Raw genomic sequence first — 16186 nt, 5'->3', positions numbered from 1 at the left:
ACGTTTTCCATGAAAAGCTCCGGTCCTAGCCCTGTCATCACCATCGCCGAGCAGCCTGGCTGTCTGTTGGTAAAATTTCACGGCATTCAAGTGGCCGCCTCGGCGCGGGCCCTGGTATTGCTGGAGGCCAACTACCCGCCGGTGTACTACGTGCCGCGAGAGGACATCGACGAGAAGTATTTCGCCCGCACCGACCACACCAGCTATTGCCCCTACAAGGGCGATGCCAGCTATTTCAGCCTGCAGGTGCCGGGGCATGAAAGCGCCAACGCGGTGTGGAGTTACGAAAACCCCAAGATATCTGTCGAACAGATTCGAGAGTACGTGGCGTTCTACCCGGATCAAGTGAAGTTCGAGCTGCTTGACGCCGAGGTTTGATTGTCGTTTTCAAGCGATAAGACAGTCACGATTCAACGGTTATCCCCCAGATCGGCAAATTCCGGAATGTCCTTCTACTCACTTGGACATTCTGGATTGCCCCCCCATGGCTATTGCCAATCAGCTGTTACAAATATGACAATGCGAGTCATTATCACTCGCGAATTATTCCACTCTCATGTCCGCCAATGATTTATCCCTGCGCAGCGCCGTCAACGACCTGTATTGCGACCATCATGGTTGGCTCCATGGCTGGCTGCGCAAGCGTCTGGGGAACGCGTTCGATGCCGCGGACCTGGCGCAGGACACCTTTGTCCGGGTGATCAAGGCACGCAGCGCACTGGAGATCCGCGAGCCGCGGCCTTATCTGTCGATGATCGCCAAGGGGCTGTTGATTGATCTGTTTCGCCGCCGCTCGCTGGAGCAATCCTATCTTGAAGCGTTGGCCGCCACTCCCGAACGGCAACAGCCATCGCTGGAGGAACAGGCGATTTTGCTGCAAGCACTGATGGAGATTGATCGGTTGCTGCAAGGACTGGGGCCGAAGATCAAGCAGAGCTTCATCCTCTCGCAGTTCGATGGCCTGACCTACCCACAGATCGCCGAGCGCCTGGGCGTCAGCGTGCGTACGGTAAACAACCACATGGCCAAGGCCATGGAGCATTGCTGTCTGATGCAAATTCAGTTGCAGCTCGCATGAGCCTGTCGCCCGCCGAACTGCAAGCGATCAGCAGCGCCGCGCAGTGGTACGCGCGGCTTCACTCCGGTGTTGCAACGGATGCCGATCAGGTGGCCTGGCGCGCCTGGCTGGCGGCTGATCCTGGGCATCACCAGGCCTGGCAGCGCATGACCGACGTCGGTGAGCAGATGGCTCGGGTTCCGGGTGCACTGGCTGCGCCGGCCTTGCGCGGAGCCGATCGGTCCCGTCGCCAGGTGCTGCGCAGTGTGCTGGTGCTGGCGTCGGCGGGCTCCCTCGGGTGGTTGGGCTGGCGCAGTGAGGTAACCCGGGACCTGTTCGCCGACTACCGCACAGCTGTCGGCGAGCGCCGGGAATTTCGCCTGGCCGATGGCAGCTCGCTGCTGCTCAACACCCAGACGTCGGTCAACCTGCGTTTCGATGGCCGGCAGCGGGTGCTGGAGTTGCTGGCGGGGGAAATTCTCGTTTCGACCGCCGTCGACCCGGCGCAGCGGCCGTTCAAGGTTGTCACTCGAGATGGCGAGGTCCGGGCGTTGGGCACGCGGTTTATCGTCCGCTCCCAGGGACGCGGCAGCGAAGTGGCGGTGCTGGAAAAGGCCGTAGAGGTGAGCGTGTCACCATCGAAGGCACGGCTGGAGGCTGGTCAACGCATGGCCTTCGGTCCTGCCGGGTTGGGTGCAATGCAATCGAGCGATGCCTCGGTCGGGGCGTGGCGCCAGGGCAGCATTATCGCGATCAACCGCCCCTTGGCCGAGTTGCTGGCCGATCTTTCGCGCTATCGCAGGGGTGTTCTGCGCTGCGATTCGAGCATCGCCGACCTGAAGGTTTCCGGTTCTTTTCCGATTGACGACACAGACGTGGCGCTGGCAGCGCTGGAGAGTGGTTTGTCGTTGCGTGTCACCCGCTACAGCCGCTATTGGGTCAATGTTTCCGGTAGTGCTACGGGCTAATCCGCGACGCCGATAAAAATAATTTCTGCACCATTGCACTATTCATGCGCATCGTTCGGCTCATCCCCCAATGAGTTTTTATTGATCGTTTGGGGGAGGGTAAGCATGTTTCGGGTGTACCAGTCTGGTCGTCTGGCGACCGCGGTGAAGTTTGGATTATTGGCGGCTACGACAACCGGTTCATGGTCTGCTGCAACGTACGCCGCGCCGGTGCCGGCGCAACAACAGCGTTCGGTTCAATCCTTCGATATCGCCGGCGGCAGCCTGACTGAAGTCCTCAGTCGTTTTGCCAGCGCGGCAGGCGCGGCCATTTCGTTCGATGCGCGGCAGACCGACGGTTTCAGTTCCCCCGGGCTGAAAGGCTCTTTCGGTGTCAGTGAAGGCTTTGCACGCATACTCGGTGGCAGCGGCCTGCAAGCCGAGCCCCAGGGCAACGGTACTTACATCCTGCGGGCGGCGCCTGTGTCCGGTTCGGCGCTGGAACTGGGCGCCACCAACATCAATGGGCAGGAGCTGGGCGCGACGACCGAGAACAGCGGGTCGTACACCACCGGAGCGATCACTATCGGCAAAGGCGAACATACCCTGCGGGAAACACCGCAATCGGTGACGGTGATGACCCGCAAGATGCTCGATGACCAGAACCTCAACACCATCGATCAAGTGATGGAGAAGACCCCGGGCATCACCGTCTACGACTCGACCATGGGCGGCAAATACTTTTACTCGCGCGGTTTCCGCATGTCCGGCCAGTACCAGTACGACGGCGTGCCACTGGACATGGGCAACCTCTACGTTCAGGCCGACAGTTTCAGCGGGGACATGGCGTATTACGACCGGGTAGAAATCCTGCGCGGTGCCGCCGGTATGATGAAAGGCGCGGGCGGCACGGCGGGCGGTGTGAACTTCGTGCGCAAACGCGGGCAAGCGACGCCTCACACCGAGATCACCTTGTCGGGCGGCAGTTACGACAACTATCGCGCACAGGTCGACACCGGCGGCCCACTGAACGATTCGGGCACCCTGCGCGGCCGCGCCGTGATTGCTGAGCAGAGCCGGCATTACTTTATTGACGATGCCAGTCGCAAGGACCAGGTGTATTACGGCGCGCTCGATGTCGACTTGAGCCCGGACACCACGCTCGGGGTGGGCCTGGCCTATGAAGATGTCGACGCCAACCCGTGCTGGGGCGGGTTGCCGCGCTACAAGGATGGCAGCGACCTCAAGCTCAGTCGTTCAACCTGCCTCGATCCGTCGTGGAACACCTGGCGCAGTAAACGCACCACGGTCTTCAGCGATCTCAAACACCAGATCAACGAAGACTGGGCATTGAAAGTCGCCAGCGTTTACACAAAAAACACCCAGGACATCAAATACGCGTTCGCCTCCGGGGCGGTAACGCCTGGCGTGGATACCACCGGTGTGCTGGGCAGCATGTACGACTACGATCAAGTCGACTACGGCCTCGATGCCTACGTGGATGGCAAGTTCGATGGGTTCGGCCTGCAACACGAACTGGTGGTGGGTTTCAATGCCAGTCGTTCGAACAAGGACGACTTCTACTCGGTGGCGTTTCTGCCGCAACGGCAAAATGTGTTCAATCCCGACAAACATATTCCGGAGCCGGACGACAGTTTCTTCATCGACAACTCGTCCCGTGGCGGTCCGGTCGATAGCGTGACCAAACAGAAGGGGGCTTACTCGACCTTGCGCCTGAAACTGGCGGAACCGTTGACCTTCGTCATTGGCAGCCGCGTCAGCTGGTACAGCTCCGATACCGATTCGGTGTTCATCAGTTCGGGTACGTCTGAACACGCCAGCACCAAGGAAACGGGGCAGGTCACACCTTTTGCCGGGCTGTTGCTTGACCTCAATGAAAACCTCACGGCCTATACCAGCTATGCGGAAATCTTCACGCCCCAGGGTAACTTGCGGGCCGAAGACGGCTCGACCCTCAAGCCTCTGGTGGGCCAGAGCTATGAACTGGGGATCAAGGGGGCGTGGTTCGACGGTCGCTTGAACAGCTCTTTCAATCTGTTTCGCACGATCCAGAAAGACCAGGCGCAAACCGACTACAACTCGTCTTGCCCATCCTCTGACGGCTATTGCTACGTCAATGCCGGCAAGGTCCGGGCCCAGGGCTTCGAGGCGGAAATCAGCGGTGAAGTCATTGAGCGATTGCAATTGCTGGCGGGTTACACCTACACCCAGACCAAGACCCTGGATGACATCGACACGAGTCTGAACGGCGCTGCGTTCAACAGCTATGTGCCTCGGCATGTATTGCGCATGTGGGGCGACTACACCCTGAGCGGGTCTCTGGAAAGGTTCAGCATTGGTGCCGGCGTCAACGCGCAGAGCGATAACTTTCGGGTTTCACCCAACAGTGCAAAAAAGATCAGCCAGTCGGGTTATGCCGTCTGGAACGGTCGCATAGGCTATCGCATCGACGACACCTGGTCTGTTGCGCTCAACGGCAACAACCTGTTCGACAAGCGTTACTACGCCACCATTGGTACCGAGACGTTTGGTAATTACTACGGTGATCCACGCAACTTCATGGTATCGGTCAAGGCCAGCTTCTGACGCTGCGCAACCCCCTGTAGGAGCGAGCTTGCTCGCGATGGACTCGAAAGCGCCGTGTTTAACCAGTAAACACGTGTTTTCGTTAACGACCATCGCGAGCAGGCTCGCTCCTACAATGACAGGTCAGGTCAGTTTTTATCGAGATCGACGTTGCGCGTCTCACGCAGGCAAATCATCCCCACCACCAGGCTCACCCCGGTGATCACCACCGGATACCACAGCCCATAGAAGATATCCCCGGTGTACACCACCAACGCGAACGACACGGTCGGCAGGAAGCCGCCGAACCAGCCGTTGCCGATGTGGTAGGGCAGGGACATCGAGGTGTAGCGGATGCGGGTCGGGAACAGTTCGACCATCAACGCCGCCAGCGGGCCGTAGCACATCGCGGAGATGATGATCAGCGCGACGATCAGCGCCACGATCATCGGCTTGTTGATCTGCTGCATGTCCGCCTGTTGCGGGTAACCGGCGAGGGTCACGGCACCGCGCAGAGCGGCTTCGTCGAACCCGTCGATCTTCACGTCACCGACGCTCACCTGCACGTCACTGCCGGCCGGTGCGACAGCACTCTGGTACGGCAGGCCCTGCTTGACCAGGAAGGTCTTGACCTTGTCGCACGGGCTGTCGAATTTCGCCTTGCCCACCGGGTCGAACTGGAAGGTACAGGTGGCCGGGTCGGCCATCACGGTGATAGGTGCCTGGCGGCTGGCCTGGTCGATGGCCGGGTTGGCGTAGTGGGCCAGGGTCTTGAAGATCGGGAAGTACAGGGCGGTGGCCAGCAGCAGGCCGATCATCAGCACCGGTTTACGCCCGACCTTGTCCGACAGCCAACCAAAGAAAATGAAGAAGGGGGCGCCGATGGTCACGCTGACGATCAGCAAACCGTTGGCCACGGCCGGGTCCATTTTCAGGAACTGGGTGAGGAAGAACAGCACATAGAATTGCGCGGCGTAGAAGGTCACCGCTTGCCCGGCATTGATGCTGAACAGGGCGATCAACACCACCTTGAGGTTTTCCCACTTGCCGAAGGAGTCGCGAATCGGCTGTTTGCACAACTTGCCTTCTTCTTTCATTTTCACGAAGGCCGGCGATTCATGCAGGCTCAGGCGAATCCAGGTCGAGATGCCCAGCAGCACGATGGAAAACAGGAACGGAATGCGCCAGCCCCAGACTTCGAACTGATCGCCGGTGAAGTAACGACAGCCCAGCACCACCAGCAGCGACAGCAGCAGGCCCAGGGTCGCGGTGGATTGAATCCAGCTGGTGTGGAAGCCGCGCTTGCCGATGGGCGCGTGCTCGGCGACGTAGGTCGCGGCGCCGCCGTATTCACCGCCCAGGGCCAGGCCCTGGAGCATGCGCAGCACCACCAGGATGATTGGCGCGGCGATGCCGATGCTGGCGTAGGTCGGCAGCAGCCCGACGCAGAACGTCGCCAGGCCCATGAGGACGATGGTGGCGAGGAAGGTGTACTTGCGCCCGATCATGTCCCCCAACCGACCGAACACCAGCGCGCCGAACGGCCGCACGATAAAGCCGGCGGCGAAGGCCATCAGCGCAAAGATAAACGCCGTGGTGTCGTTGACCCCGGCGAAAAACTGCTTGCTGATCACCGCCGCGAGGGCGCCATAGAGGAAAAAGTCATACCACTCGAAGACCGTCCCGAGGGACGAGGCAAAGATGACTTTCTGGGTTTCCTGACTGGTGCCCGCGCTACGCACGGCTTCCAGGGTTTGAACGTTCTCTGACATACCGGTATCCCTCACAGTGATTGTTTTTGTTGTTCCACTGGTGTTGCGTGTTCCATTTCAGGGGTAATGCTCAGTGTCCGTGAATCTAATGCGATCCTTGTGGGAGCGAGCAAGCCCGCTCCCACAGGTGATGTGTTTACAACAGGGTTGAGGATCAATTGTGCAGCCTTCTCGGCAATCATCAGCGTCGGCGAGCAGGTGTTGCCCGAGGTGATGCGCGGCATGATCGAGGCATCGGCAATGCGCAGGCCGGGAATGCCATGGACCTTGAGTTGCGCATCGACCACGGCGTCGGCGTCATTGCCCATGCGGCAGGTGCCCACCGGATGGAAAATCGTGGTGCCGATCCGCGCGGCGGCTTCGTGCAACTGCTCTTCGCTTTGCAGGCTGTCGCCGGGCAGGTACTCCACCGGATTGAAGGCACGCAGGGCCGGGGCGGCGACGATGCGCCGGGTCAGGCGAATGGCATCGGCGGCGACCCGCAGGTCTTGCGGGTGGCTCAGGTAATTGGGTTGGATCAGCGGAGCTTCTTGCGGATCGGCCGAGCGGATTTCCACCCGGCCACGGCTTTGCGGACGTAGATCGCAGACCGACGCGGTGAACGCCGGGAAGGCATGCAACGGTTCGCCAAAGCGTTCCAGCGACAGCGGCTGCACGTGGTATTCGAGGTTGGCTGAAGTCTGCTCCGGCCCCGAGCGGGCAAAGGCGCCCAACTGGCTCGGCGCCATGGACAGCGGGCCGCTGCGGTCATACAGGTAGCGCAGGCCCATGCCCATCTTGCCCCACAGGCTGCCGGCGATCTGGTTCAGGGTGCGCGCATTTTCCAGCTTGTAGATCAACCGTAGTTGCAGGTGATCTTGCAGGTTGCCACCGACGCCGGGTAACTCATGGGCGACGCCAATGCCCAGCCGCTCAAGCAGTGGACGCGGGCCGATGCCGGAGCGTTGCAGGATGCTGGGCGAACCGATCGAGCCGGCACACAGGACGATCTCCTTGCGCGCCTTGAAGGTTTTTGCCTGGCCTTGCCAGCGGGCGCTGACCGCCGAGGCACGGCCATTGTCCAGCAACACGCGGTCGACTTCGACACCGGTCAGCACGGTGAGATTGGGACGTTGGCCAATGGGTTTGAGAAAGGCCTTGGACGCGTTCCAGCGGATGCCGGCCTTCTGATTGACCTGGAAATAACCGCAACCTTCGTTATCGCCCTGGTTGAAGTCATCGATGCTGGCGATGCCGCTTTGCTCGGCGGCACTGCGGAACGCATCGAGAATCGGCCATGACAGGCGCTGGCGTTCGACCCGCCATTCGCCCGTGGCGCCGTGAAACTCGGCGGCGCCGGCAAAGTGATTTTCACTCTGCTTGAACAGTGGCAATACGTCTCGCCAGCTCCAGCCAGGATTGCCGTCGGCGGCCCAGCCGTCGTAATCGCCGGCCTGGCCGCGCATGTAGATCATGCCGTTGATCGAGGAGCAGCCCCCCAGCACCTTGCCGCGCGGGTAGCTCAGGGCGCGACCTTGCAGGCCCGGTTGCGCTTCGGTCTTGAAGCACCAGTCGGTGCGCGGGTTGCCGATGCAGAACAGGTAACCCACGGGGATGTGAATCCACGCATAGTTGTCGCGGCCGCCGGCCTCGAGCAGCAACACGCGATGTTGCGCATTGGCCGACAGTCGATTGGCCAGCAGACACCCGGCCGGCCCGGCCCCGACCACGATGTAATCGAATTCATCTAGGGAAGCCTGCATCCCTGACCTCGTGTTGTTGTTCTTGTTGTCTGTCATCCTAGTTGTTAGCTTTCGTCAAAAGAATGTTAGTTTTTGCGCAGCTGCTGTGCGTTTTTAAACAGCATCCCGAACGGCAACGAACAAGGACGATTCATGTTCGACTGGAATGACCTGCGGTTTTTTCTCGAATTGCAGCGCAGCGGGCGTTTGCTCACGGCTGCCCGTCGCTTGAACACCACCCATGCCACCGTGGCGCGGCACATCGAGGCCATCGAAAAAAGCCTCGGTACGGCGCTGTTCGTCCAGCATGCCCAAGGTTACGAGATGACCCCGGCCGGCGAGGCGTTGCTTAAACACGCCGAGGCGATGGAGAACGTGGCGCTGCTGGCCCAGGAGGAAATCACCCAATCCACCGCGCCGCTGGGCAAGATCCGCGTCGGCGTGACGGAGGGGCTGGGCATCATGTTCCTGGCCAGTCGCATGAACGGCTTGTTCGAACGCTATCCGGGGCTGGAGGTGGAACTGGTGGCGGTGCCGCGCTTTGTCAGCATCCTCAACCGCGAGGCGGAAATCAGCATCCACCTTGAGCGCCCGGCCGCCGACATGCTGGTCACCCGCAAACTCACCGACTATCGCCTGGCGTTGTATGCCAGCCAGGACTATCTCGATCGTTCGCCGCCGTTGCGCAGTCGGGAGGACCTGGGGCGTCATGCGTGGATTGGCTATGTCGATGATTTGCTGTTCAGCCAGGAACTGATGTTCCTCAACAGCTTCTGCCGCAACCCTCGGGTGGTGTTTCACAGCACCAGCGTGATCGCCCAGCAACAGGCGGCGCGCTCAGGCCTGGGGATCGCCGTGCTGCCGTGCTACATGGCCAGCGCTGATCCCGGTCTGGTGCCGCTGCTGCCGGACGAAAGCATCCAGCGCAGCTACTGGATCAGCACCCGCCGGGAGCTGCACAAATCGGTGCGGCTGCGGGTTCTTTGGGATTATGTGGTGGAGTTGTGTGAGCGGGAGCAGGGGTTGTTGCTCGGGCCAACCTCCTACGGTGCCTGAACGGACGCGATCGCGAGCAAGCTCGCTCCCACAGGGTGCTGTGTTGTCACACATTTTGCGAACGAAGCTAAACCAATGTGGGAGCGAGCTTGCTCGCGATGGCGGCAGCACATCCAATATCCATCTTGGGGCTCAAGCAAGAATCTCGAACGCCGTGCTGGCCAGCCGTTCACCATTGACCATGATGTGCACCGCATGGCGCCCCGCATAATGCCGGCGGGTGGTGAGTTCCTTGATCTGCTGGCCACGGCTGACGGCTTCGACGGCGTTGCCCGGCAGCGTCAGCGCCTTGAGCTTGAACACCTTCGCCGAGGTGCTGCCGTTGGCCTTGACGTAATCGATGGCGTAGTCGATCACCAGGCGCTGGCTGCTTTGAACGGTGGATTTGACGGCAAACGACAGGGTGATTTTTTCTCCGAGGCCAATCACCGGCGGTTCGACTTTTACATCAACGATCTCGACTTCAGGCTTGCCGCCCGCGCCGATGATCGCCAGTGCCCGCCGGTTGCCCTGTTTGATCAGGCTGCGCAGGGCGTGTTTGGCGATCCATGCGGTGTGCCGGTTGTCCAGCGACCAGCCTTCGATCAGGTCCAGCACCCAGTCGGGATGATCCTTGGTGATGTCGTTGAGGTGGTTGGCCACGGACTTGCGTACGTACAGGCTCGTGTCGGCCTTGAGGTTGTCGAGGATGTTCGCGGCCAGTGTCGGATCGGCCTGGATGGGCTCCAGCCGGAATGACCAGGGCAGGCGTGGCCGGCATCCTTCACTGGCCAGGCGCCGCACATGTTCGTTGTCATCCAGCGACCAGGCATGCATCAGCTTGAGCGAGCGCTCGAGGTCACTGCGCAGAAAGTGACGGATTGCGAACTCCGAAGAGCCAAAAGCGGTGAAGTACTTCAGCGCGTCCATCGACTGATCGAACGCATGGGCGCCGTAGCTGGCGACAAAGTGCGGCAGGCACATGCTGACGAAGCCGCTGTTCAGGCGCGGGGCGAGGGCGCGCAGCACCTGCAGCGACGCTTCATAGTCCAGCGGCAACACCGCGTGCAGGCATTCGCTGACCCGGGCCATGCGTTGCATGACGCTGAGGTCTGCGAGGCCGATTTGGGCAAGCTTCAGAAAGCGCTTGGCTTCGAATGCCGGATAGACCGCGGTCATCTCGGAGGCGATGTGACTGAGGCGCTCGCTGTTGAAGATTTCCTTGAGGGCGGGGGCAGGTTGGTCAGTCATGGTGGATTCCTTTGAAGTGATTGTTTATCCAATGCACCGCGTTATCGTTCTTCGCGAGCAAGCCCGCTCCCACAAGGGGGCTCTGTCAGGCTCAATATTTTTGAATACCCAAGATCCAATGTGGGAGCGGGCTTGCTCCGGGCGGCGTTCCGACGAAGGGGCCCTCAAATCCACCTCAATTCTTGCTCGCTTGTTCTTGCAGGTGATCCGACTCGAATAACCTGGCCAGTTCCGCCCGCGCTTCCTGCGCCGTCTGCATCACTTTCACCGCGTCGTCATACACCGCATGCTGGGCTTCGAGCACCACTTCGTCGTGCTGCTTGAAGCGCTTGATCCGCGCATCCGCCTGAGCCTGGGTCAATCCCAGCCCGATCAGGGTTTGCCGGCTCATTTCCAGGCTCGAGTAAAAGGTTTCGCGCACGGCGTGTGCGCCGACGTCCATCAGCCGGTGCACATGCTGACGGTTACGGGCGCGGGCGATGATTTTCATATGCGGATAGAGCTTGCGCACCAGCTCGGCGGTCTTGATGTTGGTGTCCGGGTCGTCGGTGGCGATCACGAAGTACTCGGCTTCCCCGACCTTGGCCGCGTTGAGGATTTCCGGGCGCATCGGGTCGCCGTAAAACACCGGCACGCCACCAAAACTGCGGGACAGTTCGATGGTTTCCACCGAGGTGTCGAGGGCCACGAACTTGATGTTCTGCGCGCGCAGAATCCGCGCAACGATCTGGCCCATGCGCCCCATGCCGGCGATCACCACCCGTGGCGCGTCGGCGTCGATTTCGCGGAACTTCTCCGGCACTTCCACCGGTTGCACTTTCGGGCTGACCAACCGTGCGCAGAGCAGCAGCAACAAGGGTGTCACGGCCATGGACAGGGTGATGGTCAGCACCAGCAAGTCATACAGTTCTGCCGCGAACAGCCCATGATCTCGCCCGATCTTGAACACCACAAAGGCAAATTCACCACCGGCCGCCAGCACGATACCCAGGCGGATCGCGCTGACGTTCTTCAAGCCTCCGGCCAATCGACCGACAATAAACAGCAGCGGCAGTTTGATCGCGATCAGCAACAGGGTCAGGCCCAGCACAGCCATCGGCATGCTCAGCAGCAAACTCAGGTTCGCCCCCATGCCGACACTGATGAAAAACAGCCCGAGTAACAGGCCCTTGAACGGTTCGATCTGGGCTTCCAGTTCATGGCGATACTCGGAGTCCGCCAGCAACAGACCGGCGAGGAAGGCCCCCAGGGCCATGGAAATCCCGACCAGCTCCATCAGCCATGCTGTGCCAATCACCACCAGCAACGCCGTGGCGGTGGAGACCTCTGGCAACGCGGTTTTGGTCACCACGCGAAACACCGGTCGCAGCAGATAGCGCCCGCCGATCACCACGACGGCGATGCTGGCCAGCACTTGCAGGCCGTGGTTCAGGTTTTCGCTGGCGGTGGTGCTGTGATCGCCACCGGCCAGCAACGGCACCATGGCGATCAAGGGGATCGCGGCGATGTCCTGAAACAACAGGATCGCGAACGCCAGCCGCCCGTGGGGGCTGGTCAGTTCCTTGCGTTCAGCCAGGCTTTGCAGGCCGAACGCCGTGGACGACAGCGCCAGACCCAGGCCCAGGACGATCGCGGTGTTCAATGGCTGGCCAAACAGCCACAGCGCCACCACGCCGATCACCGAGCCCGTCAGCAGCACTTGGGCCAAGCCCACGCCGAACACTGATTTGCGCATCACCCACAAGCGTCGCGGTGACAGTTCCAGGCCGATGATGAACAGCAGCAACACCACGCCGAGTTCGGAAATGTTCGCGACGCTTTGCGGGTTGTCGATCAGGCCCAGCACCGACGGGCCGATGATCACCCCGGCAAACAGATAACCCAGAACCGCCCCCAGTTGCAGGCGCTTGGCTAATGGAACGATGAGTACGGCCGCCATCAGAAATACGACAGCGGCTTGTAGCAGGTTGCCTTCATGGGGCATGGGCGAAACTCCAGGACTCGGGACAGCGGGGGGCGTCAAGGATAAAGGCTGGGTTCCGTGAAGATCCACTGCGGCAGTGGTCTGTCACGCAGATTGATGGCGAATCTTGCCGGTCTCGCAGGAGATGGGTGGGGTAGATCGGGTTTTCGATCAATCTGGAAGGAATCGGCTCAGTCGCCTGTGGAAAGCCCATGCTTGTGTGCGTAGGCGTACAGATCTACGCGATTCGTCAGGCCCAGCTTGCTGTAGATCGATGTCAAATGGTTGCGCAGCGTGTGTTCGCTGATGTGCAGTTTCTCGGCCACCAACTTGCCAGGGGCAGAGGGGTCGCGGGCCAGCGATGCAATGGTTTGCTGCTCGCGGCGCGTTAGCTTGGCGATTTTTTGTTGCTCGGGGTCTATATCGCGCTCGACTTTCTTGCGCGCCAGTTCAAGGAAGATACGGCTGGTCGCATTGCGGTCAATCCAGAGCTCGCCGTCATGCACTTTTTCTATGGCTTTGAGCAATGTCGATGCGGATGCCGACTCCCGCTTATCCACCACGCCACGTGCGCCCGCCAGCACCGCACTGTCATGCAGCGTCACGTCGCTCGACCCTGTCACGACCAGAATCCTGGCTTTGGTCTGTCTGTGCAATTCGGCCAGTGACTCGATACAGCCCTCGCTGTCCAGGTCCAGCACCACCACATCCGGCGCGTATTGGTGCAGCGAAAGCAGGTATTGCGCCACCGACGCCACCGAACCCGCCAGCGCCAACCTTGGTTGAGCGCTTTCCACCAGACGCTCAAGGCCCCAGGCCACGAGCGGTAGAGCGACTAACAGGACTTGAATTGGCATTCGGGTCGCTGCCTCTTTAGGCGGGTTGTGTTAGCTGATCATGATAGCAATCGTTGCAGCCTGTAGCTTTTTTCTATAGCGCTTCAGTGCCCCCCTCCCATGACATTTGTCCCATAAAACACTGTTTTTATGGGTGATTGACTCCCAGAAAAAAGGGATAGCGCACTCATGTAATAAACAGCAGCCGTTTTTAGACTGCAGTCATGAAAGACGCACACCGAATTGAGCCCCGTGAACAAGTCACCCTGTCGCTGCAACTGATCGGCGGGGGCCAGGGTGTCATCCGTGACATCAGCGCCTCCGGTTTGTATTTCGAAACCGATAGCGAGCAGCAGGTGGGTAGCTTGATTGACTTCGAGATCGAACTCGACACGCCCGGCGGCCCCATGAAGTTCAAGGCGCAAGGACAAATCGTGCGCATTGAACCGCTGGGCGGCAGGGCCGGGGTGGGCGTGAAGCTACTGGCCAGCCGGCTGGTACCGGTGGAGTGAAGTGTTCGTGGGTTGAGGAAGAATCGGCTTGCGGCTGTTGGTGGCCCACAGCGGTTTTTTGCTCAGGGTGACATTCTTGGGAGAAAGACATGGCTAGCACTACAACTACAAGCGGCGGAACCGTTACCTCGTTTTCCAACACGCCGCAGGCGAAGGATGATGTCCTTAACACCACTGAAAATCTGCTGGGGGTCATGTATTGGGACGTCATGTCCAATGACCTTGGCGGCAACGCGAAGACACTCTGGTCACTCGACAACGCGGACAGTTTTTCTACTGCCACCAAGGCTTATGCTCCGGCCGACCTCCTGACCCAGGATACGGCGAGGGCTGAGGCGACGAGTTCTGACACCAGTAAGAATGGTGCAAAGATCTGGATCACCTCGGACGGGAAGGTCGGCTACGACGCCGCTACTTTCTCCTCTGCTTTCAAGGCACAACTCCAGGCACTTGCTGTTGGCGAGCTCCTGACGGACAGCTTTACCTATGCGATGCGCCTCGGCAACGGAACGCTCAGTTGGGCCACCGCGACGGTGCAGTTTTCGGGCGTGAATGATGGTGTGACGATCAGCCTCGGCGAGCAGGCCGGCACGGTAACCGAAGACGCCGACACCACTGCGAGCACGACCGACTCGCTGACGGCCAGCGGCACGATTGTCTTTAACGACGTCGACCTCAATGACACGCACATGGCGACGTTCGCGCCGGCGGGGGGCAACGCTACTCATCTTGGTACGTTCATGCTCTCGCCGGTAAGCGAAGCTGCGAACGCGGCCAACGGTTCGGTGCAATGGACGTACAACCTGGACAATGCGGCGGCGCAGTACCTGGCCCAGGGACAGACAGTAACCGAAACTTACCTGGTCACCATCAGCGATGGTCAGGGTTCGTCGGTAACGCAGAATGTGACCATCACTATCACCGGCACCAACGACGCGCCGACGGTGACGGCGGCAGAAATCGAAAGCGGGGCGGTGACCGAAGACGGCACCACGGTGGCCAGCGGCAGCTTCGCCTTTGGCGACGTGGACCTGGCCGATGACGCCCATGTGGCCAGCGTGAGCGCGCCGTCCGGTGCGCTGGGTACGCTGGTGGCCAATGTGAGCGACGAGAGCACAGGCGACGCGGCGGGTAGCGTGGGCTGGACCTATACGCTGAACAACAACGCGGCGCAGTACCTGGCCGAGGGCCAGACCAAGACCGAAGTGTTCACGGTGACGCTGACCGACGACTTCGGGGCGACGGTGACCAAGGATGTGACGATCACCCTGACCGGCAGCAACGACCAGCCGACGCTGACCATCGACGACACGACCGGGGCGATGAACGAAGGCAACGGCGCGGCCACGCTGAGCGACAGCGGAGCGCTGAGCTTCGCCGATCTGGACAGCAACGACGTCGTGACGGTCAGCCAGACCGCCAACAACGACCTCGTCTGGAGCGGCGGCACCCTCGGCGCGGCGCAGGCCGCCGCGCTGGTCGCCGGTTTCTCGGTGGATCAGGCCGGCTGGAACTACAGCAGCAGCCAGAACCTGGACTTCCTGAGCGCCGGTGAAACCATCAGCTTCTCCTACACCGTGGTGGCCAGCGACGACAGCGGTACGGACAACGCCGCTTCGGCACCGCAGACGGTGACGATCACCCTGACCGGCACCAACGACGCACCGGTGCTCAGCTTCGCGACCGGCCATGATGCCGGCGCGGTGCAGGAAGACACCACGCTCAGCGTGAATGGCCAGTTCAGTTCGGCCGACATCGATCACGATGCCACCGCCACCTGGAGTATTGCCGGGTCAAACACCGGCACCTTTGGCTCGATCGCCGTGAACAACAGCGGCCAGTGGACCTACACCTTGGCCAATGGCACCGATGGTATCGCCAGTGCGGTGCAGTCACTGAAGGCGGGCGAGAGTCACAACGAAGTGTTCAGCGTGCAGGTCAGCGATGGCCTCGGTGGCGTCGACACCCAGCTGGTGACCGTCACCATTACCGGCAGCAACGATGCACCGGTGCTCAGCTTCGCGACCGGCCATGATGCCGGCGCGGTGCAGGAAGACACCACGCTCAGCGTCAGCGGCCAGTTCAGTTCGACCGACATCGACCACGATGCCACGGCGACCTGGAGCATCGATGGCTCGCCAGCCGGCGCCTACGGCTCGATCGCCGTGGACAACAATGGCCAGTGGACCTACACCCTGGCCAATGGCACCAATGGTGTCGCCAGTGCGGTGCAGTCACTGAAGGCGGGCGAGAGTCACAACGAAGTGTTCAGCGTGCAGGTCAGCGACGGCCTGGGCGGCGTCGACACCCAGCTGGTGACCGTCACCGTCACCGGCAGCAACGACGCGCCAGTGCTCAGCTTCGCGACCGGCCATGATGCGGGCGCGGTGCAGGAAGACACCACGCTCAGCGTCAGCGGCCAGTTCAGCTCGGCCGACATCGATCACGATGCCACGGCGACCTGGAGCATCAATGGCTCGCCAACTGGAACCTATGGCTCGATTGC

12 protein-coding genes are annotated in these 16186 nt (G+C 60.9%); 7 read left to right on the top strand and 5 right to left on the bottom strand.

Annotation, left to right across the window (positions count from 1 at the left end):
* Positions 1-9 precede the first annotated feature (9 nt).
* The 4 genes from AC1RDQ_RS27845 (at position 10) to AC1RDQ_RS27830 (ending at position 4611) form a co-directional block, all read left to right on the top strand.
* Positions 10-378, top strand: a complete 369-nt coding sequence (locus AC1RDQ_RS27845; RefSeq protein ID WP_090454941.1) for a DUF427 domain-containing protein — start codon at positions 10-12, stop codon at positions 376-378.
* Between the two features lie 178 nt (positions 379-556).
* Positions 557-1078, top strand: coding sequence for a sigma-70 family RNA polymerase sigma factor (locus AC1RDQ_RS27840; RefSeq protein WP_057715235.1), 522 nt, complete (start codon positions 557-559; stop codon positions 1076-1078).
* Entirely contained in the window at positions 1075-2025 is a 951-nt protein-coding gene (locus AC1RDQ_RS27835) for a FecR domain-containing protein (protein WP_492588690.1), read from the top strand. Before AC1RDQ_RS27840 ends, AC1RDQ_RS27835 begins: the two co-directional genes overlap by 4 nt.
* 105 nt (positions 2026-2130) lie before the next feature.
* Positions 2131-4611: a TonB-dependent siderophore receptor gene (locus tag AC1RDQ_RS27830; RefSeq protein ID WP_492588689.1), complete on the top strand. Its 2481-nt coding sequence runs from the start codon at positions 2131-2133 to the stop codon at positions 4609-4611.
* Between the two features lie 128 nt (positions 4612-4739).
* Here AC1RDQ_RS27830 and AC1RDQ_RS27825 read toward each other — a convergent pair whose 3' ends face one another.
* Together AC1RDQ_RS27825 and AC1RDQ_RS27820 are read right to left on the bottom strand one after the other, a co-directional pair.
* Positions 4740-6362: an MFS transporter gene (locus AC1RDQ_RS27825; protein WP_057715232.1), complete on the bottom strand. Its 1623-nt coding sequence runs from the start codon at positions 6360-6362 to the stop codon at positions 4740-4742.
* A gap of 11 nt (positions 6363-6373) precedes the next feature.
* The gene (locus AC1RDQ_RS27820; RefSeq protein WP_492588688.1) at positions 6374-8104 is read right to left on the bottom strand and encodes a GMC family oxidoreductase; all 1731 of its coding nucleotides are present in this window, start codon (positions 8102-8104) and stop codon (positions 6374-6376) included.
* 132 nt (positions 8105-8236) lie between these two features.
* Between AC1RDQ_RS27820 and AC1RDQ_RS27815 the strand changes: the two genes are divergently transcribed.
* Positions 8237-9139, top strand: a complete 903-nt coding sequence (locus tag AC1RDQ_RS27815) for a LysR family transcriptional regulator (RefSeq protein ID WP_102670101.1) — start codon at positions 8237-8239, stop codon at positions 9137-9139.
* A gap of 132 nt (positions 9140-9271) precedes the next feature.
* On the opposite strand, the gene AC1RDQ_RS27810 is transcribed toward AC1RDQ_RS27815, so the two are convergent.
* The 3 genes from AC1RDQ_RS27810 to AC1RDQ_RS27800 form a co-directional block, all read right to left on the bottom strand.
* On the bottom strand, positions 9272-10369 hold the full coding sequence (locus AC1RDQ_RS27810; protein WP_492588687.1) for a DNA alkylation repair protein: 1098 nt from the start codon (positions 10367-10369) through the stop codon (positions 9272-9274).
* Between the two features lie 175 nt (positions 10370-10544).
* On the bottom strand, positions 10545-12353 hold the full coding sequence (locus AC1RDQ_RS27805) for a monovalent cation:proton antiporter-2 (CPA2) family protein (protein WP_492588686.1): 1809 nt from the start codon (positions 12351-12353) through the stop codon (positions 10545-10547).
* A 170-nt stretch (positions 12354-12523) separates the two neighbouring features.
* Positions 12524-13189 carry a LuxR C-terminal-related transcriptional regulator gene (locus tag AC1RDQ_RS27800; protein ID WP_489340468.1) on the bottom strand — a complete coding sequence of 222 codons (666 nt, stop codon included), beginning with the start codon at positions 13187-13189 and terminating at the stop codon, positions 12524-12526.
* A gap of 203 nt (positions 13190-13392) precedes the next feature.
* On the opposite strand from AC1RDQ_RS27800, the gene AC1RDQ_RS27795 reads away from it, so the two are divergent.
* Both AC1RDQ_RS27795 and AC1RDQ_RS27790 read left to right on the top strand, forming a co-directional pair.
* Complete coding sequence (locus tag AC1RDQ_RS27795) at positions 13393-13680, top strand: PilZ domain-containing protein (protein WP_218498270.1); 288 nt, start codon at positions 13393-13395, stop codon at positions 13678-13680.
* A gap of 89 nt (positions 13681-13769) precedes the next feature.
* The coding region (locus AC1RDQ_RS27790; RefSeq protein WP_492588684.1) for a VCBS domain-containing protein at positions 13770-16186 on the top strand (2417 nt) is incomplete at its 3' end.

Source organism: Pseudomonas sp. GW823-FHT02E01 (assembly GCF_058797535.1).
Note: the sequence above shows the minus strand (reverse complement) of the source record. Positions and strands in the feature narration are given on the sequence as shown.

Excerpts from the sequence above, each read along its gene's own strand:
- AC1RDQ_RS27845 (WP_090454941.1), top strand. The coding sequence starts at position 10 with ATGAAAAGCTCCGGTCCTAGCCCTGTCATCACCATCGCCGAGCAGCCT.
- AC1RDQ_RS27840 (WP_057715235.1), top strand. The coding sequence starts at position 557 with ATGTCCGCCAATGATTTATCCCTGCGCAGCGCCGTCAACGACCTGTAT.
- AC1RDQ_RS27835 (WP_492588690.1), top strand. The coding sequence starts at position 1,075 with ATGAGCCTGTCGCCCGCCGAACTGCAAGCGATCAGCAGCGCCGCGCAG.
- AC1RDQ_RS27830 (WP_492588689.1), top strand. The coding sequence starts at position 2,131 with ATGTTTCGGGTGTACCAGTCTGGTCGTCTGGCGACCGCGGTGAAGTTT.
- AC1RDQ_RS27825 (WP_057715232.1), bottom strand. The coding sequence starts at position 6,362 with ATGTCAGAGAACGTTCAAACCCTGGAAGCCGTGCGTAGCGCGGGCACC.
- AC1RDQ_RS27820 (WP_492588688.1), bottom strand. The coding sequence starts at position 8,104 with ATGCAGGCTTCCCTAGATGAATTCGATTACATCGTGGTCGGGGCCGGG.
- AC1RDQ_RS27815 (WP_102670101.1), top strand. The coding sequence starts at position 8,237 with ATGTTCGACTGGAATGACCTGCGGTTTTTTCTCGAATTGCAGCGCAGC.
- AC1RDQ_RS27810 (WP_492588687.1), bottom strand. The coding sequence starts at position 10,369 with ATGACTGACCAACCTGCCCCCGCCCTCAAGGAAATCTTCAACAGCGAG.
- AC1RDQ_RS27805 (WP_492588686.1), bottom strand. The coding sequence starts at position 12,353 with ATGCCCCATGAAGGCAACCTGCTACAAGCCGCTGTCGTATTTCTGATG.
- AC1RDQ_RS27800 (WP_489340468.1), bottom strand. The coding sequence starts at position 13,189 with ATGCCAATTCAAGTCCTGTTAGTCGCTCTACCGCTCGTGGCCTGGGGC.
- AC1RDQ_RS27795 (WP_218498270.1), top strand. The coding sequence starts at position 13,393 with ATGAAAGACGCACACCGAATTGAGCCCCGTGAACAAGTCACCCTGTCG.